The 24,875-nt window shown below is 65.6% G+C and carries 20 protein-coding genes, 1 other RNA gene and 1 pseudogene; 11 read left to right on the forward strand and 11 right to left on the reverse strand.

Going from position 1 to position 24,875, the window contains the following annotated elements:
* Positions 1-112: 112 nt before the first annotated feature.
* From BBA01S_RS22140 to BBA01S_RS22150, 3 genes are all read right to left on the reverse strand, one after another.
* Entirely contained in the window at positions 113-550 is a 438-nt protein-coding gene (locus BBA01S_RS22140) for a YidB family protein (protein WP_027818365.1), read from the reverse strand.
* A gap of 81 nt (positions 551-631) precedes the next feature.
* Positions 632-1,228, reverse strand: a complete 597-nt coding sequence (locus BBA01S_RS22145; RefSeq protein WP_027818366.1) for a ComEA family DNA-binding protein — start codon at positions 1,226-1,228, stop codon at positions 632-634.
* Positions 1,229-1,499: 271 nt separating this feature from the next.
* The gene (locus tag BBA01S_RS22150; protein WP_027818367.1) at positions 1,500-3,476 is read right to left on the reverse strand and encodes a sigma-54-dependent Fis family transcriptional regulator; all 1,977 of its coding nucleotides are present in this window, start codon (positions 3,474-3,476) and stop codon (positions 1,500-1,502) included.
* Positions 3,477-3,955: 479 nt separating this feature from the next.
* On the opposite strand from BBA01S_RS22150, the gene BBA01S_RS22155 reads away from it, so the two are divergent.
* From BBA01S_RS22155 to lipA, 6 genes are read left to right on the forward strand one after another with little or no spacing between them, the layout of a single operon-like run.
* Positions 3,956-5,014, forward strand: coding sequence for an ATP-NAD kinase family protein (locus BBA01S_RS22155; RefSeq protein WP_027818368.1), 1,059 nt, complete (start codon positions 3,956-3,958; stop codon positions 5,012-5,014).
* Positions 5,015-5,041: 27 nt separating this feature from the next.
* Positions 5,042-5,818: an SDR family NAD(P)-dependent oxidoreductase gene (locus tag BBA01S_RS22160; RefSeq protein WP_027818369.1), complete on the forward strand. Its 777-nt coding sequence runs from the start codon at positions 5,042-5,044 to the stop codon at positions 5,816-5,818.
* A 56-nt stretch (positions 5,819-5,874) separates the two neighbouring features.
* Complete coding sequence (locus tag BBA01S_RS22165; protein WP_027818370.1) at positions 5,875-6,852, forward strand: thiamine pyrophosphate-dependent dehydrogenase E1 component subunit alpha; 978 nt, start codon at positions 5,875-5,877, stop codon at positions 6,850-6,852.
* Positions 6,853-6,898: 46 nt separating this feature from the next.
* Positions 6,899-7,903 carry an alpha-ketoacid dehydrogenase subunit beta gene (locus tag BBA01S_RS22170; RefSeq protein ID WP_027818371.1) on the forward strand — a complete coding sequence of 335 codons (1,005 nt, stop codon included), beginning with the start codon at positions 6,899-6,901 and terminating at the stop codon, positions 7,901-7,903.
* Between the two features lie 4 nt (positions 7,904-7,907).
* Positions 7,908-9,029: an acetoin dehydrogenase dihydrolipoyllysine-residue acetyltransferase subunit gene (locus tag BBA01S_RS22175; RefSeq protein ID WP_027818372.1), complete on the forward strand. Its 1,122-nt coding sequence runs from the start codon at positions 7,908-7,910 to the stop codon at positions 9,027-9,029.
* Positions 9,030-9,034: 5 nt separating this feature from the next.
* Complete coding sequence (lipA, locus tag BBA01S_RS22180; RefSeq protein WP_042297668.1) at positions 9,035-10,024, forward strand: lipoyl synthase; 990 nt, start codon at positions 9,035-9,037, stop codon at positions 10,022-10,024.
* Between the two features lie 88 nt (positions 10,025-10,112).
* On the opposite strand, the gene BBA01S_RS22185 is transcribed toward lipA, so the two are convergent.
* From BBA01S_RS22185 to trxA, 8 genes and pseudogenes are all read right to left on the reverse strand, one after another.
* A complete protein-coding gene (locus tag BBA01S_RS22185) occupies positions 10,113-11,480 on the reverse strand; it encodes an MATE family efflux transporter (RefSeq protein ID WP_042297669.1) in 1,368 nt (455 codons plus the stop codon).
* Positions 11,481-11,487: 7 nt separating this feature from the next.
* Positions 11,488-13,242 (reverse strand): ArnT family glycosyltransferase, encoded by a 1,755-nt coding sequence (locus BBA01S_RS22190; protein WP_027818375.1) that lies wholly within the window; start codon positions 13,240-13,242, stop codon positions 11,488-11,490.
* Between the two features lie 291 nt (positions 13,243-13,533).
* The gene (locus tag BBA01S_RS22195) at positions 13,534-13,797 is read right to left on the reverse strand and encodes a type B 50S ribosomal protein L31 (protein ID WP_027818376.1); all 264 of its coding nucleotides are present in this window, start codon (positions 13,795-13,797) and stop codon (positions 13,534-13,536) included.
* Positions 13,798-13,973: 176 nt separating this feature from the next.
* Positions 13,974-14,816 (reverse strand): M90 family metallopeptidase, encoded by an 843-nt coding sequence (locus tag BBA01S_RS22200; RefSeq protein WP_027818377.1) that lies wholly within the window; start codon positions 14,814-14,816, stop codon positions 13,974-13,976.
* 21 nt (positions 14,817-14,837) lie between these two features.
* A complete protein-coding gene (locus BBA01S_RS22205; RefSeq protein WP_027818378.1) occupies positions 14,838-16,394 on the reverse strand; it encodes an MFS transporter in 1,557 nt (518 codons plus the stop codon).
* A 158-nt stretch (positions 16,395-16,552) separates the two neighbouring features.
* Positions 16,553-17,029, reverse strand: a pseudogene (locus BBA01S_RS42185) (MerR family transcriptional regulator); the annotation flags it as partial.
* 176 nt (positions 17,030-17,205) lie between these two features.
* On the reverse strand, positions 17,206-18,468 hold the full coding sequence (rho, locus tag BBA01S_RS22215; RefSeq protein ID WP_027818379.1) for a transcription termination factor Rho: 1,263 nt from the start codon (positions 18,466-18,468) through the stop codon (positions 17,206-17,208).
* A gap of 373 nt (positions 18,469-18,841) precedes the next feature.
* Positions 18,842-19,168, reverse strand: a complete 327-nt coding sequence (trxA, locus tag BBA01S_RS22220) for a thioredoxin TrxA (RefSeq protein ID WP_027818380.1) — start codon at positions 19,166-19,168, stop codon at positions 18,842-18,844.
* Positions 19,169-19,631: 463 nt separating this feature from the next.
* Here trxA and ffs point away from each other — a divergent pair.
* The 5 genes from ffs (at position 19,632) to BBA01S_RS22240 (ending at position 24,787) form a co-directional block, all read left to right on the forward strand.
* An RNA gene (ffs, locus tag BBA01S_RS45500) (signal recognition particle sRNA small type) lies at positions 19,632-19,730 on the forward strand.
* A gap of 245 nt (positions 19,731-19,975) precedes the next feature.
* Positions 19,976-22,348: a DNA polymerase III subunit gamma/tau gene (gene dnaX, locus BBA01S_RS22225; protein ID WP_027818381.1), complete on the forward strand. Its 2,373-nt coding sequence runs from the start codon at positions 19,976-19,978 to the stop codon at positions 22,346-22,348.
* 76 nt (positions 22,349-22,424) lie between these two features.
* Entirely contained in the window at positions 22,425-22,751 is a 327-nt protein-coding gene (locus tag BBA01S_RS22230) for a YbaB/EbfC family nucleoid-associated protein (protein WP_027818382.1), read from the forward strand.
* Between the two features lie 126 nt (positions 22,752-22,877).
* Positions 22,878-23,474: a recombination mediator RecR gene (recR, locus tag BBA01S_RS22235; RefSeq protein ID WP_027818383.1), complete on the forward strand. Its 597-nt coding sequence runs from the start codon at positions 22,878-22,880 to the stop codon at positions 23,472-23,474.
* A 44-nt stretch (positions 23,475-23,518) separates the two neighbouring features.
* Positions 23,519-24,787, forward strand: a complete 1,269-nt coding sequence (locus BBA01S_RS22240; RefSeq protein WP_027818384.1) for a CaiB/BaiF CoA transferase family protein — start codon at positions 23,519-23,521, stop codon at positions 24,785-24,787.
* The last annotated feature ends 88 nt before the right edge of the window (positions 24,788-24,875 follow it).

The raw sequence follows: 24,875 nt of genomic DNA on the forward strand, positions 1-24,875 counted from the left end.
GCGCGTGATGGCGCATGATGTTGCGGGCCGCAAGGCTCGCACCGCTGCAAATGCAAAGGGCTCCCCAGTCGGGGAGCCCTTTTTTATGGCCGCTTGATTACGGGCGGGGCGCTCAGGCCTGCTTGTTGCCGCCGAACAGCGAAGCCAGGCCGCCGAGCGTGCCCAGCACGCTTTCGGTGTTGATCTGGCCGCCTTGCGGCACTTCGCCGTTCGGCGTGCCCGCGTTGACGATGTGCGGCAGCACCTGGGCGAGCAGGCCGCTCACCTGGCTCGGCTCCATGCCGACCTTCTGCGCGAGGCCCGACACCACGTCGGAGCCCAGCACGTTATGCAGTTGATCGGCGGAAACCGCCTGGTTTTCGCCGTTGCCGACCCACGATTGCGCGATGTCGCCGAGGCCGCCTTGCTGGAACTTCTGGATGAGGCCGTTCAGGCCGCCCGGCTGGTTGTTGACGAATTCCATCGCCAGCGCGAGGAGTTGGGCCTGGCCGCCGCCTTGTTGCTGTTGCGACGAACCGAGCAGGGAACCGAGGGTATCAAACAGGCTCATGACAATCTCTCTGAATAGTGGCCGTGGCGAGGGCCGCAGCCGGTGATGACGACGGCGCGCGACATGCGCGCCGCAATGTTCTTAGGCACCCGATGCGGCCGCATCCGAAGCCGCCTTGCTCTTCTTCGACTTCTTGGTCTTCTTGGCCTTGGCGTCCGAAGCCGCGCCCGGCGCGGAGGCCGCGGAGCCAGCAGCGGCGGCGCTCGCGGCGGCGTCCTTCTTGCTCTTGCCCTTGGACTTGCTCGCCTTCGCGTCCGATGCGGCTTGCGGCGCGGTCGTGGCGGCAGGAGCAGGGGTTTGCGCCATGGTCGTGGCGGGGTTGGGCGCCGTGCCCGTGGTTGCCGCCGGCGCCGCCGTGCTCTTGCTGCTCTTTGACGCTGCTGCAGGCTTGCCCGCCGGCGGCGCGGAAGAGCCGTTGATCGTCAGGCCCGCGGCTTCCAGGTTCTGCACCGACTTCGGGCCAATGCCCTTGACGCGGTTCACCAGATCGTCGGCGTCCTTGAACGGGCCGTTTTTCGTGCGCTCGTCGATGATCGCCTTGGCGTGCACGGGGCCAATGCCCTTGACCGATTCGAGCGCGGTTTCATCGGCGCTGTTGACTTCGACGCCCGCGATGGCGAGCGCGGCGGACAGCGAGAACCCAATTGCGAGGAACAGCATCAGCAACTTCTTGAGCATGGCAATCACTCCATTGAGGGCATTTCGGTTAGCCGGGAACGGACGACGCATCCAGTCGTTGGTGCTGCGCTACAAGAATAGGACAGTTGGCGTATCCGTGGACGGGAAGCGGTCGATTTATACCCACGGTTTCGTGGCAAGACAATCGCGCCGCACAATATTTAAAACTTCTGTGCATTCGTGCGGCAGGATGGCTGCGGCAGCGTGCGCCAGGGTGGTGCGTGCGATTGCGCTGGACTGAACCATGCTTCAGGCCGCAAACAAGCTGGATTCAGGCCCGATGCGGGCCCACGATGCCGAACTTCGCCACCCGCCGATAGAGCGTCGCGCGCGACATGCCGAGCGCGGCCGCAGCCGCATTGGGACGCCAGCGATGCGCCGTCAGCGCGGCGAGGATGCGCGCGCGTTCGTCCGCTTCATCGGTTTCGCTTGCCGCGTCGCGCGCTGAGACTGGGCGCGTGCCCCCGGGTTCGGGCGGCGGCAATTGCGGTGCGAGATCGGCGCTCAAATGCCGCGCCTCCACGCGAACCGTGTCGCAAACGGCGCATGCGTAGCGCAACGCGTTGCGTAGCTGACGCAGATTGCCGGGCCACGCAAACGCGGCGAGGCGCGCTGCAAGCTGCGCATCGAGCGCGAGCGGACGGCCCGCGGCCTGCGCTTCTTCGGCGAACACCGTGTCGATCAGCGTGGCGATATCGCGGCGCTCGCGCAGCGGCGGCAGCGTGAGCACCGCGCCGCACAGGCGGTAGTAGAGATCGTCGCGGAAGCTGCCTTCGGCGGCCATGCGCGCGAGATCGCGGTGCGTCGCGCAGATCACGTCGAGATCGACGCGCGTGGGCGCTTCGCCGCCCAGCGGCAAGACTTCGCCTTCCGCGAGCACGCGCAAGAGGCGCGTCTGCAACGCAAGCGGCATATCGCCGATTTCGTCGAGAAACAGCGTGCCGCCATCGGCCATCGCGATCTTGCCGCGCGCGCCGTGCCGTCGCGCACCCGTGAACGCGCCCGGCGCATAGCCGAACAGCTCGCTCTCGATCAGCGATTCCGGCAGTGCGCCGCAATTCACGGCGACGAACGGCCGGTTGCGGCGCGGCCCCGCATCGTGGATCGCGCGCGCAAAGACTTCCTTGCCCGCGCCCGTTTCGCCGAGCAGCAGCACCGGCAGGCGCTTGCCCGCGACACGCTGGGCGATGCGGGCGTTCCCGGCGACGCGCTCATCGGCGCTGCGTAAAAACGGGCCGAGTGCGCCGTGCTCGTGCGCGTCGTCGTGATGTGCGGCGCGCACATCGCGCAGCGGCGTCGCGCCATGCTGGCCCGCCGAGGCAACGCGCCCGAGCGGCGCACGAATGCGCGCGTACAGCATCGCGCCGCTTGCGCGCAGGCGCAGCGCCGCAATCGCTTCGATCCGGCCGATATCGCGCAGCTGTACATGCGAGGAATCGAAAATCTCGTCGATATGGCGCGGCGCGTCGAGTCCCGCGATGCATTCGCGCGCGCGCCGGTTCGCGGCCATCACGTTGCCGTTCTCGTCGAAAGCGATCAGCAGTTCGGGCTGCGCTTCGACGTAGTTGCGGTTCTGATGCCCGAACAGAATCCAGCACGCCGAGGTGCGATGCAGAAAATAGCCGTCCTCGATGAGCGTGGCGCTCTGGCGCACGAGCTGATTGACGATGCGCTGGCTGTCGCGGTTGTCGGGCGACTGCACCGCCGACGCATCGAGCACGCCGATCAGTTCGCCGCCCGGCGCGAAGATCGGCGCGGCGCTGCAGGTCAGCGTCGTGAAGGCGGCGCGGAAGTGATCGGTCTTGTGCACCGTGATCGGCGCGAGATCGGTGAGCACGCTCGCGATGCCGCACGTGCCTTCCTCGCTTTCCGACCAGCAGGAACCGACGTAGAGGCCCGCGTGCTTGAAGTCGTTGCGGCGTTCGCGGTCGATGCGCGAATCGATGGTGACGCCGTGCGCGTCGGTGAGCATCACGCAGTAATCGGCGTCGCGCACGGTTTCGTGCAGACGCGTGAGGCATTGGCCCGAGGCGCGCAGGAAGGCTTCCTCGCGGTCGCGAATCTCGCGCAGCTCGGCGGCGCTCAGCACGCGTGGCCCGATCACCGAGCCGGGATCGAGCTGATAGCGCTCGAACGAGCGCTGCCATGACGACACAAGGCGCGGCGAGTCGGACGGCGCGGGCAGCCGGCCTTCAACGGCCCCGCGCACGCGTTCGGCGTGGCGGGTGGGCGCAAGAGCGTAGGGCATGAGCGGTTCCAGGCGGTTCCAGGCAAGGCGCGGCGCGCTTGCGGACGCGGGCGGCGCGACCTTTTGTAGCACATTCGCCGCGCGCGATCACACCGCAGCGCAGCAAGCGAGACGGCTGAGACGATCGTCTCAAGGCGTTCCGGCCTGCCGTTGAGACGCAGGTCGATTGCCGGGCAAGCCCTTCTGGCGGGCCTTTCCGGCGATGCGTTCCGGCGCGGGGCGTGAGCGCGGCCGTGCGCGATTCGCTGGGCGCCGTCGCATGAGACGCGCTCGCGGCTACCGGCGTTCTCGCCGCAACCCGGGCGCATTGCCCGCAAACGCCCACGGCAAAAGCCTTTGCCGAATCGACCGAAGCGCTTCCGAGCGATTGGCATAACGCTTGCAGAGAGTGACGGCATTCAAGGCGCGAAAACGCTGCATCAGCGCCCACACCAGAAGTCCATGCGCGCCTGGCGACGCATGGACAGGAGACAACGCCCGTGACGACGCCCGTGACCGTAGGCGTGATCGCGAACCCGGCATCGGGTCGTGATATTCGCCGCCTCACTACGCATGCTTCCGTCTTCCCGACAGCGGAAAAAGCCAACATGGTCGTGCGGCTGCTGGCCGGTCTTGGCGCGCTGGGCGTCGAGCGCGTGCTCACGCTGCGCGATCGCACCGGCGTCGCGGCGCTGGTGCTGCGCGCGCTGGAGACGCACGCCGCCATCGATCCTCGCGCGCGCTGGCCCTTGGTCGAATTCGTCGATCTGCCCATGAACGACAGCGTCGCCGATACCCATACGGGCGTCGCTCACATGGTGCGCGAGCCGGTTGCGCTGATCGCCGTGCTGGGCGGCGACGGCACCCATCGCGCCGTGGCTGCGCACTGCGGTGCGACCCCGCTGATCGCGCTGTCCACCGGCACCAACAACGCTTTCCCCGAACTGCGCGAAGCCACTGTCGCGGGCCTCGCGGGCGCGCTTGTGGCGACCGGCGCGGTGCCCGCCGAGACCGCGCTGGTGCGCAACAAGCGGCTGGTCGCGCGTTGCATCGAAGGCCCGAGCCGCGGCCGGGAGGAGATCGCGCTCGTCGATATCTGCGTATCGCGCCAGCCGTTCATCGGCGCCCGGGCGATTTCCAGTAGTTCGGATATCGAAGCGTTGTTTCTGGCCTTTGCGCCTGCCGATGGCATCGGCCTCGCGGCGATCGGCGGCGCCTGGGCGCCTGTCGGCCGCGACGCCGCACATGGCCTGCACATGACCTTCGCGCACGGCGCTGCGCAGTCGCAGGAGGGCGTGCCGCTGATCGCCCCCATCGCGCCGGGCCGCATCGAGCGCGTGACGATGCGCACCTGCCAGCGCCTCGAAGTGGGCATGGCGCTGCCACTCGACGCGGGGCACGGCACGCTGGCCTTCGACGGCGAGCGCGAAATCGAGCCGGCGCGCGGCGACCGCTACGAGGTGACGCTCGACTGGCACGGCCCGCTGACCGTCGATGTCGCGCGCACGTTGCGCTACGCGGCTTCGCATCAACTCATGCGCGATCCCGTCGCGCGCTGAACAACCCAACGAAAAGGAGACATCCGCATGGAAGAACCGCTCAAAGGCCAGGTGGCGATCGTCACCGGCGGTGCGCGCGGCATCGGTCGCGGCATTGCGCTCACGCTCGCGCAGGCCGGGGCAGACCTGCTGCTCGCCGACCTGCTTGAAGAGCCGCTTGCGGCAACTGCGAAGGAGGTGCGCGAACTCGGCCGCCGCGTCGTCACCTGCCAGGTCGACGTCACGCAGGCGGCGCAGGTCGAAGCGATGGTTGCGCGCGCCATCAAGGATCTTGGCGGGCTGGACGTTCTCGTCAACTGCGCGGGCGTGATCTCGATTCATCCGGTCTCCGAGCTATCGGAAAAGGACTGGGACTTCGTCATGGACGTCAACGCCAAGGGCACGTTCCTCGGCTGCAAGGCGGCGCTGCCGCATCTGCTCGCGCAAAAGCGCGGCCGCATCATCAACGTCGCGTCGATTGCGGGCAAGGAGGGCTTCCCGAATCTCGCGCATTACAGCGCATCGAAGTTCGCCGTGGTCGGCTTCACCAACGCGCTCGCGAAGGAGGTCGCGCGCGAAGGCATCACCGTCAATGCGATCTGTCCTGGCATCGTGCGCACCTACATGTGGGATCGCCTTTCCGACGAATGGAAGAACGCTGGCGAAAGCGTGGAGGCGTCGTGGCAGCGCCATCAGCTCACGCTGATTCCGCAAGGCCGCGCGCAGACGCCGCAGGACATGGGACGGCTCGCCCTGTTCTTCGCGACGATGGACAACGTCACGGGCCAGTCGGTCAACGTGGACGGCGGCTTCACGTTCCATTGACGCCGCCAGTTGCAGTACAGCAGGCATACACAGTGTCTTATCGACAGGAGACAACCATGTCAAGCCAGTTGAACAAGGAGCAGTTGCTGAAAGCGTATCGCTCGATGCGCACGATCCGCGAATTCGAGGAGCGCTTGCACACCGAATTCGCGACCGGCGAGATCCCCGGTTTCGTGCACCTCTATGCGGGCGAGGAGGCGTCGGCGGTCGGCGTCATGAGCCACCTGAACGACGCCGATTACGTGGCCACCACGCATCGCGGCCACGGTCATTGCATCGCCAAGGGCGTGGACGTGCGCGAGATGATGGCCGAGATCTACGGCCGCGCGACCGGTTCCTGCCGGGGCAAGGGCGGCTCGATGCATATCGCCGATCTCGCCAAGGGCATGCTGGGCGCGAATGGCATCGTCGGCGCGGGCGGGCCGCTGACCTGCGGCGCGGCGCTCGCGGCGAAGCACAAGAAAACCGGCGGCGTGGGCGTGTGCTTCTTCGGCGATGGCGCCTCGAATCAGGGCGTGATTTTTGAATCGATGAACCTGGCCACGGTCTGGCGCTTACCGGTGATTTTCGTCGCCGAGAACAACGGCTATGCGGAAGCGACGGCGTCGACGTGGTCGGTTGCCGCCGACAATATCGCCGACCGCGCGAACGGCTTCGGCATGCCTGGCGTGATCGTCGATGGTTTCGACTTCTTCGCCGTCCATGAAGCGCTGGGCGAAGCGATTGCGCGGGCGCGCAGCGGCGGCGGCCCGACGCTCGTCGAGATGAAACTGTCGCGCTATTTCGGCCACTTCGAGGGCGATGCGCAGACTTATCGCGCGCCCGGCGAAGTGCAGAAGCTGCGCGAGGAAAAGGATTGCCTGAAGCGTTTCGAGGAGCGGGTGGTGCGCGCGGAACTGGCCAGCACCGACGATCTGCGCAAGGTGGACGCCGAAGTACAGGCGCTGATCGACGACGCGGTGGCGAAGGCAAAGGCCGCGCCGTTGCCGTCACCCGAAGCGCTGCTCACGGACGTGTACGTGTCGTATCCCTGAACCCATCGCCGGACAATCATCAGGATTCCAGATCAAGGAGACGAAAATGGCACGCAAAATTACGTATTCGCAGGCGATCAACGAAGCGCTGGCCCAGGAAATGGCGCGCGACGACAGCGTGATCGTCATGGGCGAAGACAACGCGGGCGGCGCGGGTGCGCCCGGCGAGCAGGACGCGTGGGGCGGCGTACTCGGCGTGACGAAGGGGCTGTACGGCAAGTTTCCGGGGCGCGTGCTCGACACGCCGCTCTCGGAAGGCGGTTTCATCGGCGCGGCGGTGGGCGCGGCAGCGTGCGGCATGCGTCCAGTGGCGGAGCTGATGTTCATCGACTTCATGGGCGTGTGCTTCGACCAGATCTTCAATCAGGCCGCGAAGTTTCGCTATATGTTCGGCGGCAAGGCGGTGACGCCGGTCGTGATCCGCACGATGTGCGGCGCGGGGCTGCGCGCGGCGGCCCAGCATTCGCAGATGCTGACCTCGCTGTTCACGCATATTCCGGGTCTCAAGGTCGTTTGCCCGGCCACGCCGTACGATGCGAAGGGCCTCATGATCGAGGCGATCCGCGACAACGACCCCGTCATCTTCTGCGAGCACAAGCTGCTCTACACGATGGAAGGCGATGTGCCCGAGGAGTCGTATTCGATTCCGTTCGGCGAAGCGAACATCGTGCGCGACGGCGACGACATCACGCTCGTCACGTATGGGCGCATGGTGCATTACGCGCTCGACGCCGCGCAAAAGCTTGCGAAAGAAGGCATTGAAGCCGACGTGATCGACCTGCGCACGACTTCGCCGCTCGACGAGGACACCATTCTCGAAAGCGTGCAGCGCACCGGGCGCGTCGTGGTCGTGGACGAGGCCAATCCGCGCTGCTCGATTGCCACGGACATTGCGGCGCTGGTCGCAAGCAAGGCGTTTCGCGATCTCAAGGCGCCCGTCGGCATGGTGACCGCGCCGCATACGCCCGTGCCGTTCGCGGCCTCGCTCGAAGACCTCTACATCCCATCGGCGGAGCAGATCGCCGAAGCCGCGCGCGCCGCAAGGAGCTGACGTTATGCCGATCAATATGATCACGATGCCCAAATGGGGCCTGTCGATGGAGCAGGGCCAGGTGAACGGCTGGCTCAAGTCCACCGGCGACAAGGTCAAGAAGGGCGAGGAACTGCTCGACGTCGAATCGGACAAGATCGCCTCGGGCGTCGAATGCGCGTTCGACGGCATCCTGCGGCGCCAGGTTGCGCAGGAGGGCGACACGCTGCCGGTGGGCGCGCTGCTGGGCGTCGTCGCAGACGCTGACACTTCGGATGCCGAAATAGATGTGGCCGTGAGCGAGTTCCAGCGCGATTTCGTGCCCGCGAAAGCGGGCGACGCGGACGCCGGCCCGCAGCCGGAGAAAGCGCAGATCGGCGGGCGCACGGTGCGCTGGCTGAAGCTGGGCGAGGGCAGCGGCACGCCGGTCGTGCTGATTCACGGCTTCGGCGGTGATCTCAACAACTGGCTTTTCAATCACGCCGATCTGGCTGCCGGGCGCACCGTCTGGGCGCTCGATTTGCCGGGACATGGCGAATCCGGCAAGGCGCTGGAGAGCGGCGCGCTCGATGAACTGGCGCAGAGCGTGAGCGCGTTTCTCGATGCGCAGGAAATCGGGCGCGCGCATCTGGTTGGCCATTCGCTGGGCGGCGCGGTGGCGATGGCGGTGGCCGAAAGCGCGCCCGCTCGTGTCGCTTCGCTCGCGTTGATCGCGAGTGCGGGACTTGGCGACGAGATCGACGGCGCGTATATCGACGGCTTTGTTGCCGCGGCGAACCGCAATGCGCTCAAGCCGCACGTGACGAAGCTGTTCGCCGATCCGGCGCTGGTGACGCGTCAGCTCGTCGAGGATCTCGTGAAGTACAAGCGGCTCGAAGGCGTGCAGGATGCGCTGCGCAAGATTTCGGCGCAGGCGTTCGAGGGCGGTGCGCAGCGGCGTGTGTTCCGCGACAGGCTGTCGACGCTCGCGCCGAAGGTGCTGGTGATCTGGGGCGAGGCTGACCAGATCATTCCGGCGAAGCACGCACAAGGGCTTGCGCCCACGGTCGGCGTCGAGGTGATCGCGGGCAAGGGGCATATGGTGCAGATGGAGGCTGCCGCCGAGGTCAACCGGCTGCTCAAGGCTTTTTTCGAAGCCGGAGGCTGACGACGATGAACGAGGCCGTGTCTGAAGTGACGTCGCCCGGCGACACCGCGCTCGGCCAGCACGGCCTGCGCAGCCGCGAGAAGCTCGCGCGCATCCCGGTGAAGATCGTGCCCGCGCCGGCGGGTGCGGCATTGCCCAAACCGCCGTGGCTGCGCGCGCGCCCGCTCATGAGCACGACGGTCGCGGAGGTGGCTACGGTGCTGCGCGAGCATCGGCTGCATTCGGTCTGCGAGGAAGCGATGTGCCCGAACATCGGCGAATGCTTCGCGCAGCGCACGGCCACGTTCATGATCATGGGCGGCCTGTGCACGCGGCGCTGTCCGTTTTGCGACGTGGCGCACGGACGGCCCGCACCGCTCGACGCCGACGAGCCCGCGCATCTGGCGGAAGCGGTCGCGGCGCTCGGCCTGCGTCATGTCGTGATTACGTCGGTCGATCGCGACGATCTGCGTGACGGCGGCGCGGCGCATTTCGCGCAGTGCGTCGAGCAGGTGCGCGCACGCGTGCCGGGCATTGGCGTGGAGATCCTGACGCCGGATTTTCGTGGACGCATTGGGCGCGCGCTCGATGCGTTGTCGGCCGCGTGGCCCGATGTGTTCAACCACAACATCGAAACCGTGCCGTCGCTGTATCGCGCGGCGCGCCCAGGCGCGGATTATCGCGGCTCGCTCGATCTGCTCGCGCTGGCGAAGTCGGCCAATCCGGCGCTGGTCACGAAGTCGGGGCTGATGGTGGGGCTGGGTGAGACCGACGAGCAATTGCGGGCGACGCTGGGCGATCTTCGCGGGCACAACGTAGAGGTGCTGACGATCGGGCAGTATCTCGCGCCCTCGCGCTATCACCTGCCCGTGCAGCGCTACCTGCATCCGGACGAGTTCGCGGCGCTGCGCGAGCTGGGGCTAGGGATGGGGTTTCGCGAGGTCGTGGCGGGGCCGCTGGTGCGCTCCTCGTATCATGCGGCGCAGACCGTGGAGGCCGCGCGCAGGACGATTTGAACCGGTACGCCTGCGCCGGGTTGTTCTGCAACTAACAGCCAAGCGCGGGCGTAATCAGATCAGGCGCGCCTCGCGCGCCCAGCCACCTTCAAGCTTCGTTTCGCAGATAGCGCGTGCTGACGCGCGACAGATAGACCCCTAGCCCCGCGCCGGCGATCACCAGGCTCGCCGCATTGGCGATCCAGAAGCCGCGCGCGCCGGTCGCCCAGGCGGGCAGGGTGCCGAACACGTCGAAGCCCAGTGCATAGCCGCCGCCCAGCCCCACGCCCCAAAGCGCGATGGCGTAGATGACCGTCGGCACCACGGCGACCTTGTACGCACGCAAGGCGAACGCGGTCGTGATCTGCAACGCGTCGAACACGTGATAGACCGTCACGATCGCGACGAGCGGCATGGCGGCCAGGGCGACCGCAGGATCGGGCGTGTAGCCGCCGATGAGGAGCGGGCGCAGCACGAACACGATCGCGCCATAACAGCAGGCAATCGCCACGGCCGTCATCACGCCGTGCCGTGCGAGCGTGCGCGCTTCGGCGGGCCGGTTGCCGCCCAGCGCCTGCGCCACCAGCGTCGACGTCGCCACGCCAATCGACAGCGGCGTCATGTAAAGCACCGCACCCATGTTGCCGGCGATTTGGTGGCCCGCAAGCGTCGTCGTGCCCAGGCGCGCAATGAAGATCGCCATGAAGGTGTAGGACGTCACTTCGATGAGGTACGACAGCCCCATCGGAATGCCGAGCTTAAGCAACTCCGCCTGGCGCTTCCAGACCGGCCAGCAGAAGTGCCTGAAGATCTCGAACGGCGCGAACACGTCGATGCGCGTGAAGGCGATGGCGGCGCACAGCGCGAGCGCCCAGTTGATCGACGTGCTGGCGAGCGCGCAGCCCGGGCCGCCCAGCGCGGGGACGCCCAGGCCGCCAAAGATCAGCCACGTATTGAGCGGCACCTTGATCGCGAGCGCGCCCACCTGCAGGAACATCACGAGGCGAGGGCGGCCGACTGCATTCGAGAGCGAACTATAGATGCGGAATGCAAGCCCCGCGGGCAGCCCGAAGGACAGCAGCCGCAGATAGCCGATGGTGCGATCGCGCAGCGCTTCGGGCGCGCGCGCGAGGTCGAGCAGCGGGCCGGGGAAATAGAGGATCGTGCAGCCGACCACCATCAGCACGAGCGCGAGCCAGAAGGCCTGGCGCACTTCCTCGCCGATCTCGGCGTCCTTTTGCGCGCCATAGAGCTGCGCGGCGACCGGCTGCAACGCCGAAAGAATGCCCGTGAGGCCGATATAAACCGAAATGTAGATCGACGATCCCAGCCCGAGCGCCGCGAGGTCGAGTGCCGAATAGCGACCCACCATCGCCGTGTCGATCACGCCGAACGCGATGATCGCGAGCTGGCCGACCAGCACCGGCCAGGCGAGGCCGGCGATGCGCCGGACGTCGCCGAGGAAGGTCGTGGTCACAGCCGCCTCAATCGGGGCGCTTGCGCCATACGTGCTTCTTGAGCGGCGGCTGCGGGCGGTCGATGCGCACGTAGAGGCGGAAGCGCTCGTCGCGGTCGGCGGCGCGGCGGCCTTCCCAGACCAGCTTCCAGACGAAGTTCGACATCGAACTGGGTTCGCCGTAGTCCTGGGTGTCCTGGCGCAGGATCACGTCGCAGTCCTCGTCGAACGAGAAATGCATCTTGCCGAAGTAGGCGAAGGTGGCGATCTGCGCATCGCCCAGACGCACCGGCGAGATGCACTGATAGTCGGCAGGCAGGTGCGCGGAAATCTGCTGCGCGACGTCCTTGTACGTACGGCTGTAGTTGACGACCGGCAGCCAGAGCGTCATCAGCAGCACCCACATCAGCGTGGTGCCGCCGCTCGACAGCACGACGCTGCGCCACAGCACCTTCGGATGACGCGCCACGCGCCATTGCACGAGTGCCATCCAGCACAGCGTCACGCCTACGGCGCAGACGAACGAGAGAATCTTGAACTGCGGTGCGAAGCCCGGTACGAGACGCGCGAGGTTGCGCGCAAGCGGCGCGGGGAAGCCCGTCATGCCCGCCAGCCAGACCAGCCACACGAAGGTGCCGAGGATCGTGAAGCTCAGCACGGCGAACCAGTCGATTGCGTTGATCGCGCCGCGCTTGAGCGTGGGCAGCGCGAAGGTCGCGAGCACCGACAGCGCGGGCAGCACCAGCATGAAGAGGCGATTGGTTTCGTGGCTCTGCACGACCACGAGCACCAGGAGCGGCACGATCACCGAAAGCGGAATCGCGATGTGCGGCGCGCGGCGCAGGCCGGCCCAGCTCACCCACGCCCAGATCGCGAGCGGCCACGCGGGCCACGTGAAGAGCGGCAGGTTCTTGGCCGCATAGCGCAGCACCGATCCCGGTGGGCCCGCGAAGGCGTTGACGTTGGTGCGCGCCCACTGGTTGAGGAACCACACGGCGTCGTCCGGAAAGGCGTGCAGCGCGATCAACGGCCACGAAAAGCCGACCACGAGCGCTACGGGCAGCCCGGCTACGAGCAGCCAGCGCGAACGCGTCTCCGGCGCGATCGCCAGCATCGCCAGCGTGCCGATGAGCAGCGCGCCCACCAGCACCGGGCCGCTCGACAGCATCACGACGCCCAGCGCCAGGCCCCACCAGACAGCGCCCTGAATGGGCTTGTCGATGGCGCGCACGAGGCCGTACACCAGCATCGCAATGCCGAGGAACTGCATCAACTGCGGGGTGGTTTCGTGACCGCGCTCGGCGAGGCCGAAGCAGCCCAGCAGGATCAGCAGCGCACCGTCGGCCAGCGTGCGGCCATAGTCGCGCGGCTCGGGTTCACCGCCGAAGGCGTACTTGAACGGCTGCACCTCGGCGCGGCGGCCGAGCAGATAGGCGCCGTACCAGACGAACGCGCAGGCGAAACAGAACAGCAGGCCTGTGGCGACGCGCGAGGCGTTGCTCGCATCGACCCACGGCGCAAAGATGCGGATACACAGCGCGCCAAGCCAATAGCCCAGCGGGCCGTTCTCGGTCACATACTTGCCGACGAGGTTGGGCAGCAGCCAGTCGTGCGAGGTGCCGCCGGCCATCGTCCACATCACGCCGAAGCCCGCCGCATCCTCGTTCTTCCACGGATCGCGGCCGAACAGGCCGAACGACGCGAAGACGATGGTGATGGTCAGCAGCAGCCAGCGCGGCAGGGCGCTGGTGGCGGAGGCGGTCAGGCGAATGGCAGGCTTCATGCAATACGAAAGAATCGGGTAAGCGAACCGGCGGGCCGACGTCAAGGCAAATGCTTGCCGCGATTGACGTGCCTGCGCCCGGTCGGGAGCATCCGGCATTCTAGCCGGGCGCGCCAGCGCGCGTCACGGCGCAGGCTGGGTGTAGACGCAATGAATCTGTCTGTGCCTTACTCACGCAACGCGCAAATAGTGAACACACGGTGCGCGCGGATTGTGAGCGGGCAACAAAAAAGGGCAGCGTAGGCTGCCCTTTTTGTCTGGGCACCGGCGTGAAGCCGGTGCGACGAAGATTTACTTCGTTGCCTTGCCCGTGGCGCGTGCGCCGAACTTCTTGTTGAACTTCTCGACGCGGCCGGCCGTGTCCATGATCTTCTGCGTGCCCGTGTAGAACGGGTGCGATTCCGACGAGACTTCGATCTTTGCGAGCGGGTAGGTCTTGCCGTTGAATTCTGCGGTTTCGCGCGTCTGGATCGTCGAACGGGTCACGAACTTGAAATCGTTCGAAACGTCGATGAACAGAACTTCGCGGTAATCCGGGTGAATGCCTGCTTTCATGATTAATCCTCAAATCTGGCGGTAGCCAACCCGCGAGCCCGGCTGCCCTATGCAGTACCGGCACCCTTGCCTGAATCCTGGCGGAATCAGGCGCGAGCCACTTGCCCAAGGTCGAAAAACGGCGATTATGCCAGAAAATCAGCCGGTTGGCGATTATTTGAGCGCCGCGACGACGGTCAGTGCGCAGTGTCCGCCCCCGCCAGCGCGCCTACGCGCGCCGGATCCTGGCGGTAATAGCGCGCGAGCAGCCGGTAAAGCTCCGGATATTCGGCCTCGAACGCCTGCGGCTTGACGAACAGCGCCTCGCTGCACACCGCGAAGAACTCGGACGGATGATCCGCGGCATAGGGATCGATCAGCGAATCGCGCTCGAAACGGGCCCAGCGGCGCTCCGGCACCGCATCCACCTTGTCGCAGAATTGATCGTAGGCGTTGTCGAACACGTCGGCCCACGCCTGGGCGTCGAGCGGCGCGTGCCAGCGGCGAAAAAGGGGAGGATGACCGTTGGCTTCGCCGTTGAGCATGTCGATCTTGTGCGCGAATTCGTGGATTACGACGTTGTAGGCGTCGCTGCCGTCGGTCATCTGCGCGTCTTCCCACGACAGCAGCACCGGGCCGCCTTCCCACGCTTCGCCGCTCGCGTCGTGCTCGACCTCGTGGACGACGCCGTCCTCGTCCTCGACGGTCTTGCGGATGATGAACTCGCCCGGATAGATCGTGACGCCCACCCAGCCCTTGTAGAGATCGAGCGAGAGATTGAGCACCGGCAGCGAGGCCTGCACCGCGATCGCCACGGCGATCTGGTCGGTCAGTTCCAGTTCGTGCGCCGTGGTGAACTCCTTCTGAGCGAGAAAGAGGCTCGTGAGTTCGCGCAGGCGCGCGAGATCGGCGGCGTCGAGGTGAGCCAGAAATGGCAGTCCGGCGAGCGTGGCCTGCCAGAGCGCATCGTCGATCGCATGGCTGCGCAGCGCCTTTTCGCGGCGGCGCTCGCCGAACCAGTGGGTCAGTTTCGAAAGCATCGGGCTACGTTGTTCAGTCGTTCAGTCGATCTGCTTTTGCCACGCCGCGAACACGCCGCCGACGATGGCCACGCCGATCAGAAAATAGAACCCGTCGAGCGAACTCAGGAAACTGGCCTGCTGCGCGACCATCCGGCTCACCTGCGCGATCGCCAGCCCCTGCGCCTCGCCGGGCGCGCGCCCCATGCCTTCGAAGGCGTGCACGAGCGTCGCGTAAGTGTTCTGGAAGATCGGATTGAGCGGATTCACGAATTCGACGAGCCGGGTCTGGTGCAGCGCCAGCCGGTGCTGCTCGAGGATGATAACCGTGGCGGTCGCGAACGACATCGTCAATTGACGCATGACGTTTTTCAGGCGGTAACCGTGGGTGTATTCCTCGATGGCAAACACGCGGAACGTCAGGTTCGCCACCGGCAGCACGATAAAGAGCAGCAGCAGGCCGCGCAGCAGCAGCGGGAAGATCAGCCAGCTTTCGCTCGTATCGGGCGTGAGGTGCGTCATCCAGAAGCAGATGAAGGCCGCCAGCACGAAGCCCGGCACGATGATCCACTTCTTGTGCGTGACGTATTTCGAGTAGCGGAAATAGAGGAACAGCGCCGTCGCCGAGATCAGCGAGGTCACGCCGGTAAGCCGTCCGGCGTTCTCGACCGGATAGTTCAGGCCGCCTTCGAGAAGACGGGAAACCAGGTAGCTCAGCGCTGTCGTCAGATAGTAGTAGAGCATGTAGAGCAGCAAGCCCACGCGGAACGGCTTCTCGCGAAATGCGTGCAAGCTCATGAGCGGCTTGGGGTGGTGCCACTGGTGCCACACGAACCATGCGAGCGCCGCCATGCCCGCAACCGTGAGAAGCACGATGCCGGGCGAGCCGCTGAACAACTCGAAGCGCACCTGCTGCATGGCGATCTGCAAGGCGGCCTGCGCGAATGCGAAGATGATGTAAGGCCAGACGTGCGTATCGCCGCGCTCCTCGGGCTGTACGAGGCCCGTATCGGGGAGCGCGAGCAGGGCCAGGACGGCATAGAGAACGCCGGCCGGCGCGCAAAACGCAAAGAGCGCGCGCCAGTCGAAATGCGCCAGCAGCCAGCCGCCCATGAGCGGCGCGAGTGCGCTCGACAGGACAATCAGGATCAGGAATGCACGCGTTGCGACGGGACGTTGCTGCGGCGTGAAGGAAATCTGGATGAGGATGCGGCAGGTGCCCATCATCGGGCCGATGCAGTAGCCCTGGAAGCCGCGCGCGAAGGCCAGTTCGATCGACGATTCGCATAGCGCTGCGGCCATCGCGCCCGCCGAATAGAACAACAGGCTGCCCGCCACATAACGCCGATAGCCGACGCGCTCGACCCACCATTGCTGCTGCAGGATGCCGAGCACCGCGCCCACGGCGTAGGCGCTGGACGACCATACGAGCTCATCGGGCGAGGCGTTGATGCCGCCCGCGATGTAGCTCGTGAAAAAGGAAAAAATCGCGTTGTCGTAGTAGTCGAGGCCGGTCGCGAGCGCGAGCACCCACGGGAAAAAATCGCCGCGCAGGCGTGCGGCGCTGAATAGCGGCGCGCGGGTCGGGATGCTGCTCATGCTGAGTCGCCTCCGTCGTCGCCGTTGCGGCTTTGCGCCGATTTCGCCTTGCGTGCGGTGCCGGTCTTGCTGCGTGCGTGATTGCCGCTGCGAGCGTTCGCGGGCGTGGCGCGCTGCGCGTCCGCGCGCGCGAGGCTGTCGTGCGCCTGAGCGACCTGCTTGCGCCGGCGCGTGGCGGCGAGACGTTCGTCGATCAGCGCTTCCGAGGGCTCGCCCGCGAGGCGGCGTTTCAGATAGTCGAGGTCGTCAGCGAGTTCGGCGCGCACGGTCTGCGCTTCCTTCAGCTCGCGGCGCACATCGGCGATGCGGGCGTCGAGCGTGCCGATCTGCTGTTCCAGCGCGTCCGCGATCTGTTGTAGCGATTCCTGCGAATAGCGCCGCCGTCCATCGCCCACGGTTTCCAGCGGCCGCTTGAGCATTTCGGTGATGCCGTGCAGCGAAAAACCGAGCGCGCGTAGCCGCAGGATGCGGCCGAACTGTTCGAGATCCTGCTCGTCGTAAAGGCGGTAACGACCCTCGCTGCGGGTGGGCGTGACGAGGCCGCGTTCCTCGTAATACTTGAGCGTGCGGGGCGTGACGCCAAGCCGTTCGGCGGCGTCGCGCACCGTCAGCAGCGCGGTGGCGTGGCTGGGCATCGACAGAGGGCCGGTCTGATCCGGCGAAGAAAACACCGCGCCGATTATAGATCAACGTGAACGTTCACGTTCAGGTTGAGGTGTGGCGCCGCGCACAGAGTGATGTCGACGCGCAAACAAAAACGCCCGCATAAGCGGGCGTTTGCGATACATCAATGATGCAGCAAGGGCAGGGCTTAGCCGCCGCGGCGCATCATGTCGAAGAACTCGGAATTGTTCTTCGTCTGGCGAATCTTGTCGAGCAGGAATTCCATGGCTTCGACTTCGTCCATGTCGTGGATGAACTTGCGCAGCACCCAGATCTTCTGGAGGATGTCCGGCTTGATCAGCAGCTCTTCGCGACGCGTGCCCGACTTGTTCAGGTTGATCGACGGATAGACGCGCTTTTCCGCGAGACGGCGCTCGAGGTGCACTTCCATGTTGCCGGTGCCCTTGAACTCTTCGTAGATCACGTCGTCCATGCGGCTGCCGGTTTCGATCAGCGCCGTGCCGATGATGGTCAGCGAACCGCCTTCTTCGATGTTACGTGCCGCGCCGAAGAAGCGCTTCGGACGTTGCAGCGCGTTGGCGTCCACACCGCCGGTCAGCACCTTGCCCGAAGCCGGCACGACCGTGTTGTACGCACGCGCGAGACGCGTGATCGAGTCGAGCAGAATCACGACGTCGTGCTTCATTTCGACGAGGCGCTTGGCCTTTTCGATCACCATTTCGGCGACCTGCACGTGACGCGCAGCCGGTTCGTCGAAGGTCGAGGCGATCACTTCGCCCGCCACCGAACGCTGCATTTCCGTCACTTCTTCCGGACGCTCGTCGATCAGCAGCACGAACAGCACCACGTCGGGGTGGTTCTGCTTGATGGCGTGCGCGATGTGCTGAAGCATCACGGTCTTGCCGGACTTGGGCGACGCGACCAGCAGGCCGCGCTGACCCTTGCCGATAGGCGCGATCATGTCGATGATGCGGCCCGTGACGTTTTCTTCGCCACGCATCTCACGCTCGAGCAGCAGCACCTTGTTCGGGTGCAGCGGCGTGAGATTCTCGAACATGATCTTGTGCTTCGAGGCCTCAGGCGGCTGGCCGTTGACCTTGTCCACCTTCACGAGCGCAAAGTAGCGTTCGCCGTCCTTCGGCGTGCGCACTTCGCCTTCGATCGTGTCGCCGGTGTGCAGGTTGAAGCGGCGGATCTGCGACGGGCTGATGTAAATATCGTCCGTGCTGGCGAGATACGAGGTTTCCGGCGAGCGCAGGAAGCCGAAGCCGTCCGGGAGCACTTCGAGCGTGCCGTCACCGAAGATCGTTTCGCCCGTCTTGGCGCGCTTTTTGAGAATCGCGAACATGAGTTCCTGCTTGCGCAGGCGGTTCGCATTTTCGATCTCGAGGCCATTGGCCATCTCGATCAATTCGGACACGTGCAGAGACTTGAGCTCGGAAAGATGCATACGGAGAACCCGTCGGGAAGGGAGCGACGAAAAGAAGTCAGGGGGAAAAGAAGCGAGCGGAACCGCTCAAGGACTTATATAAGGGCGCCGGGTAGACGCTTTATGAATTCTAGCATAGCACACGCCAAAAACCGTCAGTGGAGGCCAACGGCATGTTTCAGCATGTTTTCGGGCGTATGTTGTCGATGGACAACATACGCCCGTGCATTCTAGCGTATGCGCCGCTTGTTGCGGTAGTCAGCGCAATTGTCAGCGCCATTCAGTCATCCCGTATTCGTTATTTGAATCGGATGAAGCCGGGGAGGTGAGTCGCCCGGCCGGGCGCAAATGGCGCAAACGGGTCGCCAGCGTCGATGCCAGCGGCGCGCGCTTTTTACAGGTGGCTGTCCAGGAACGCGGTCAGTTGCGACTTCGAGAGTGCGCCAACCTTTTGCGCCGCGACGGCGCCGTTCTTGAAGAGGATCAGCGTCGGGATGCCGCGCACGCCGAACTTCACCGGCGTCGACTGATGTTCGTCGACGTTGATCTTTGCGACTTGCAGGCGATCGCCGTAATCCTTCGCGACTTCGTCGAGAATCGGCGCGATCATTTTGCAAGGGCCGCACCATTCGGCCCAGAAGTCCAGCAGCACGGGCTTATCGGATTTCACGACGTCCTGTTCGAACGATGCGTCGCTGATGTGCTTGATTTGTTCGCTCATTGTCTAAGTACCTCTTTCGGATCGAGGCTGATTGAATTGCTCGCCACGATACACCAAAACTCAAAATAGTTCCGGGGATGCCCAGCCAGCGCCGGGCGGCTCCGGATCCACTCGCCAGGGCTTTCCTGACGATAGGTCGCCGCCAGTTTAGCCTAAATCCCTATGCGTTGCCGACGGTGATAGTACGCATACCGCCAGCAGGGTTTCCCGCATATTTCGCGGCGCATTGCTGCTGATTCGCGCCTTCCCGGCATACCGATCGTGCGCGAATTTTGTGCCGCGTGGGTGGACAACTCATGCGGATACGTGCGCCCGCATGCATTTCTTGTTGTCGATATGGTGCTGCGGCGCGGCTTTGCAAGGGCATACCGAGCGTCGCTTCAAAGGGCAATTTTTCGCGGATTCGAAGAGTTTTGCAGTGCGGCATTCTCAAGACGGGGTATCCAGTGTTAGAATGCGACGTGACGGGCCTCCTCGCATGGTGGGGCGGTCAACCTGGTCAGGTCGGGAACGAAGCAGCCACAGCCGTTTTCCGCCAGTGCCGAGGGTCGGGCTCGTCACCTTCAACTTTCTTCTGCTGTACCTCCCTGGTTTTTTCAGCTTTATCCCCCAAGTGATTCGCAGTGTGTGCGCCGTGATGACGCGTGCAGTACCTGTGCGTTTTCGCTTTGCGCGTCGTTCGTCGATTTTGCATGCTTATCAGGTGGGGTGAGCATGTCGCGCCATCTGCCCGACACGCCCGTACGCAAGGCGCTGCCCGCCTTTCGATTCATCGGAGCGCGCGGGCGTTGCTGATACAATTTCCGGATGACCTATCAAGTTCTCGCACGCAAGTGGCGACCGAAGGATTTCGCTTCGCTCGTCGGACAGGAGCACGTGGTGCGCGCGCTCACGCATGCGCTCGACGGCGGCCGTCTCCATCACGCGTATCTCTTCACGGGCACGCGCGGCGTGGGCAAGACGACGCTCTCGCGTATCTTCGCCAAGGCGCTCAATTGCGAGACGGGCGTGACGTCGAAGCCCTGCGGCGTGTGTCGCGCGTGCCGGGAAATCGACGAGGGCCGTTTCGTCGATTACGTCGAAATGGACGCGGCGAGCAATCGCGGCGTGGACGAAATGGCTGCGCTGCTTGAGCGCGCCGTCTACGCGCCGGTGGATGCGCGCTTCAAGGTCTACATGATCGACGAAGTGCACATGCTCACGAACCACGCCTTCAACGCGATGCTGAAGACGCTGGAAGAACCGCCGCCGCACGTCAAGTTCATTCTGGCGACGACCGATCCGCAGAAGATTCCGGTCACGGTTCTGTCGCGCTGCCTGCAGTTCAACCTGAAGCAGATGCCGGCCGGCAATATCGTCGAGCATCTCACGCACATTCTTGGCGAAGAAAAGGTCGAGTTCGAGTCGCAGGCGCTGCGTCTGCTCGCGCGCGCGGCCGACGGCTCGATGCGCGACGCGCTGTCGCTGACCGACCAGGCGATCGCCTATTCGGCCAATCAGGTGACGGAAGAAGCGGTGCGCGGCATGCTCGGCGCGCTCGACCAGAGCTACCTGATCCGCTTGATCGACGCGCTGGTTGCGGGCGACGGCGCTCAGGTGCTGGCAATCGCCGATGAAATGGCGCTGCGCAGCCTGTCGTTTTCGACGGCGCTGCAGGATCTGGCGAGCCTGTTCCATCGCATCGCGTGGGCGCAGTTCGCGCCGGCGTCGGTGCTCGACGAGTGGCCGGAAGCCGACGATCTGCGTCGTTTCGCCGAAGCGTTGAGCCCTGAGCAGGTTCAGCTTTTCTATCAGATCGCCACGCTGGGACGTAGCGAACTGGGTCTCGCGCCCGACGAATACGCCGGGTTCACGATGACGCTGCTGCGCATGCTGGCGTTCGAACCGTCGACGAGTGCGGGCAGTGTGGGCAGTGCGCCTGTGTCGAAGCCAGCGGCCGTGGGGGGTGCTCGTGCGGTCGCCGCCACGTCGGCTGCGAGTGCTGCGCCGGTTGAGCGTGTGGTCGCACCGAAGCCGGTTGCGCCTGTCGCCGCGCCGCGCGTCGAAGTCCAGGCGGAAGTACGCGAGCAAGCGCCGACGGTCGAAGCTGCAAAGCCCGCCGCCGTGCAACAAGAGGCAGGCGCGCAGCAACCGCGCATCGTGCCGCCCTGGGAAGACGAAGCGGCACCCGCCGCTGCGAGCGAATCGACGACTGAAGCAGCCGCACCGGCTCCGGTCGCTCCGGTCGCAATTGCGCCCGCGCCTGAACCTGAACCCGTAGTGCAGCCCGCACCCGCACCCGCAACGGCAGAAGCCGCAGCGGAACCCGTAGCGCCCGCACCGCGCGCTGCGGGCGGCGCGAGCGCCGCGCTCGACGTTCTGCGCAACAAGGGCCTGCGGATTTCGCCGGAGCGCGGCGCACGCGCAGCGGCGGCCGCCCCCGCAACCCCGACGGCCCAGAAGCCCGCCGCGCCGCGCATGGAAGTCAAGGTGCCGACGCCGGATCCCGCGCGCCGCGCCGCCGCCGCGCAGCAAGCGCAGGCACGCCAGCCCGCGCGTCAGTCGAACGCGTCGCAGGACGCTTCCGGCGCACCGCAGTGGGACGATATTCCGCCGGACGATTACGTGCCGCTCGGCGCCGACGATGCGTATTTCTCGTCACCCGATGACGGTTTTTCTTCGTCCTTCGAGAGCGAATCCGCCGCGCCGCGCGCAGCAACGCCCGCAGCTCCGTCGGCGGCCGTGGTCGACGTGAGCAAGCTGCCGCCGGGCATCCCGCTCGACGCCATCGGCTTCACGGGCGACTGGCCGGCGCTGGCCGCGACGCTGCCGCTCAAGGGCATTTCGTACCAGCTCGCGTTCAACAGCGAACTCACCGCGCTCGATAACGGCGTGCTGAAGCTGAGCGTGCCGGTTCCGCAGTACGCGGAGGCCTCGCAGGTCGCGAAGCTCAAGGCGGCGCTCGCCGAAAGCCTCGGCAAGACGGTCGAGCTCGACGTGACGGTCGGCCCGGCGCGCCGCACGGCCGCCGCGCTGGACGCCGCGATGCGCGCCGAGCGCCAGCGCGACGCCGAACGCGACATCGGCGCCGATCCGTTCGTGCAGCAACTGATTCGCGACTTCGGCGCGAGCATCGTGCCCGGTTCGATCCGGCCGATCGTGCCCGAAGCCGCGCAGGGCGGCAGCCAGGCCGCCCATTGAATTGCGCCGTGCGGCGCTTCGGTGCCGCGCGCGCGAGTGACACACTGAATCACCATGATCCAGAAGGAGCAATGAAATGTTGAAAGGCCAACTCGCCGGGCTGATGAAGCAAGCCCAGCAGATGCAGGAAAACATGAAGAAGGCGCAGGAACAGCTCGCCCAGATCGAAGTCGAGGGTCAGGCTGGCGCCGGTCTCGTCAAGGTCACGATGACGTGCCGTAACGACGTTCGCCGCGTGTCGATCGACCCGAGCCTGCTCGCCGACGACAAGGACATGCTCGAAGACCTCGTCGCCGCTGCGTTCAACGACGCTGTGCGCAAGGCCGAAGCCACGTCGCAGGAAAAGATGAGCGGCATGACCGCCGGCCTGCCGATTCCGCCGGGCTTCAAGATGCCGTTCTAAGGCACGCGCGCCGCACGGCCCGAAGGCTAAGCGGCGCTTCGCGCGCGACGGTTCCAGGATCGTCGCGCGCGTTGCCTTTTGCCTGTCCGCTGCGCACGTTTTTTGGTTTCACCACGCTGAATCCGCATGAAACAACCTTCCGCCCTGGCGGCGCTTGTCGAGGCGCTGCGCGTATTGCCCGGCGTTGGGCCGAAGTCGGCGCAGCGCATGGCCTATCACCTGATGCAGCACGATCGCGAAGGCGCCGAAAAGCTCGGCCAGGCGCTGCTGTTCGCGACCGACCACCTGAAGCATTGCGAGAAGTGCAACACCTTCACCGAAGCTCAGGTCTGCGAAACATGTCTCGATGAAGAGCGCGATCCCACGCTGCTCTGCGTCGTCGAGACGCCCGCCGACCAGATCATGCTCGAACAGACCATGACCTGGCGCGGCCTGTATTTTGTGCTGATGGGGCACCTGAGTCCGCTCGACGGCATCGGCCCCAAAGAGATTCATTTCGACCGGCTCGTGAAGCGCGCCTCCGACGGCGTCGTCAAGGAAGTCGTGCTGGCGACCAACTTCACGAACGAGGGCGAGGCCACGGCCCATTACCTCGGCCAGGCGCTCAAGGCGCGCGGCCTTGCCGTCACGCGCCTCGCGCGCGGCGTGCCGGTGGGCGGCGAACTCGAATATGTCGATGCGGGCACCATCGCGCGCGCCATGCTCGACCGGCGTTCGATGTAACGCCCACGCGCCCAAAGCAAAACAAGCGACATTCCAGGAGACCCATGAGCGCAGACCGATCCCACGACGCCGCCGATAGCCAGGCGAAAGCACCCGCAAGCGGCCCGCTCGCGGGCGTGAAAGTGCTCGAACTCGGCACGCTGATCGCGGGCCCGTTCGCGGCGCGTTTTCTCGGCGAATTCGGCGCCGACGTCATCAAGATCGAAGATCCGAAAGGCGGCGATCCGCTGCGCAAATGGCGCAAGCTCTGGCCGGAAGCGGGCGGCACCTCGCTCTGGTGGGCGGTGCAGGCGCGCAACAAGAAGTCGGTGACGGTCAATCTCAAGGCCGAAGAGGGCAAGGAAATCGTGCGGCGTCTGGCGAAGGAAGCCGACATCGTGATCGAAAACTTCCGGCCCGGCCTGCTGGAAAAGCTCGGCCTGGGCTATGACGTGCTCTCGAAGGACAATCCCGGTCTCGTGATGGTGCGCCTGTCCGGCTATGGCCAGAGCGGCCCGTATCGCGACCGCCCGGGCTTTGGCGCCATCGCCGAATCGATGGGCGGCCTGCGCCACATCACCGGCTATCCGGAGTTGCCGCCGCCGCGCATCGGTATTTCGATTGGCGATTCGATCGCGGCGCTGCATGGCGTGATCGGCGCGATGATGGCGCTCCATCACCGCAACATGAACGGCGGCAGCGGCCAGATCGTCGATGTCGCGCTTTACGAAGCCGTGTTCAACATGATGGAAAGCGTGGTGCCCGAGTACGGCGTCTACGGCATGGTGCGCGAGCGCACCGGCGCGTCGCTGCCCGGCATCGTGCCGTCCAATACGTATCCGTGCCGCGACGGCAGCATCGTGATCGGCGGCAATAGCGATCCGATTTTCAAGCGCCTGATGACGGCGATCGATCGCACCGATCTCGCCAGCGATCCGGCGCTCGCGCATAACGATGGCCGCGTGCCGCGCACTGCGGAAATCGACGGTGCGATCGCGCAGTGGCTCTCGACGCGCACCATCGACGAAGCGCTCGACGTGCTCAACACCGCCGACGTGCCCGCGGGCCGCATCTACAGCGTGGCCGATATGTTCACCGATCCGCAGTTCGCCGCGCGCCAGATGATCCAGCAGTTCCGCTGGCAGAAGCCGGGCGAGTCGAACGAAGAGGGTATCGACATCGCGCTGCCCGGCGTCACGCCCAAGCTTTCCGCGACGCCTGGCGACACGCGCTGGCTCGGCCCGGAACTGGGCGAGCATACCGACGAGGTTCTGCAATCGCTGGGCTACGACGCGCCGCAGATCGCACGGTTGCGCGAGCAACAGATCGTGTAAGGCCACGCGCGCGACAAGTACGCTGAAAGCAGCAAAAGAAAAAGGCTCGCAGGTCATTCCTTGCGAGCCTTTTTCATTCTGTGCCACG

The sequence above is a fragment of the Paraburkholderia bannensis NBRC 103871 genome, assembly GCF_000685015.1.
GTDB classification, from domain to species: domain Bacteria; phylum Pseudomonadota; class Gammaproteobacteria; order Burkholderiales; family Burkholderiaceae; genus Paraburkholderia; species Paraburkholderia bannensis.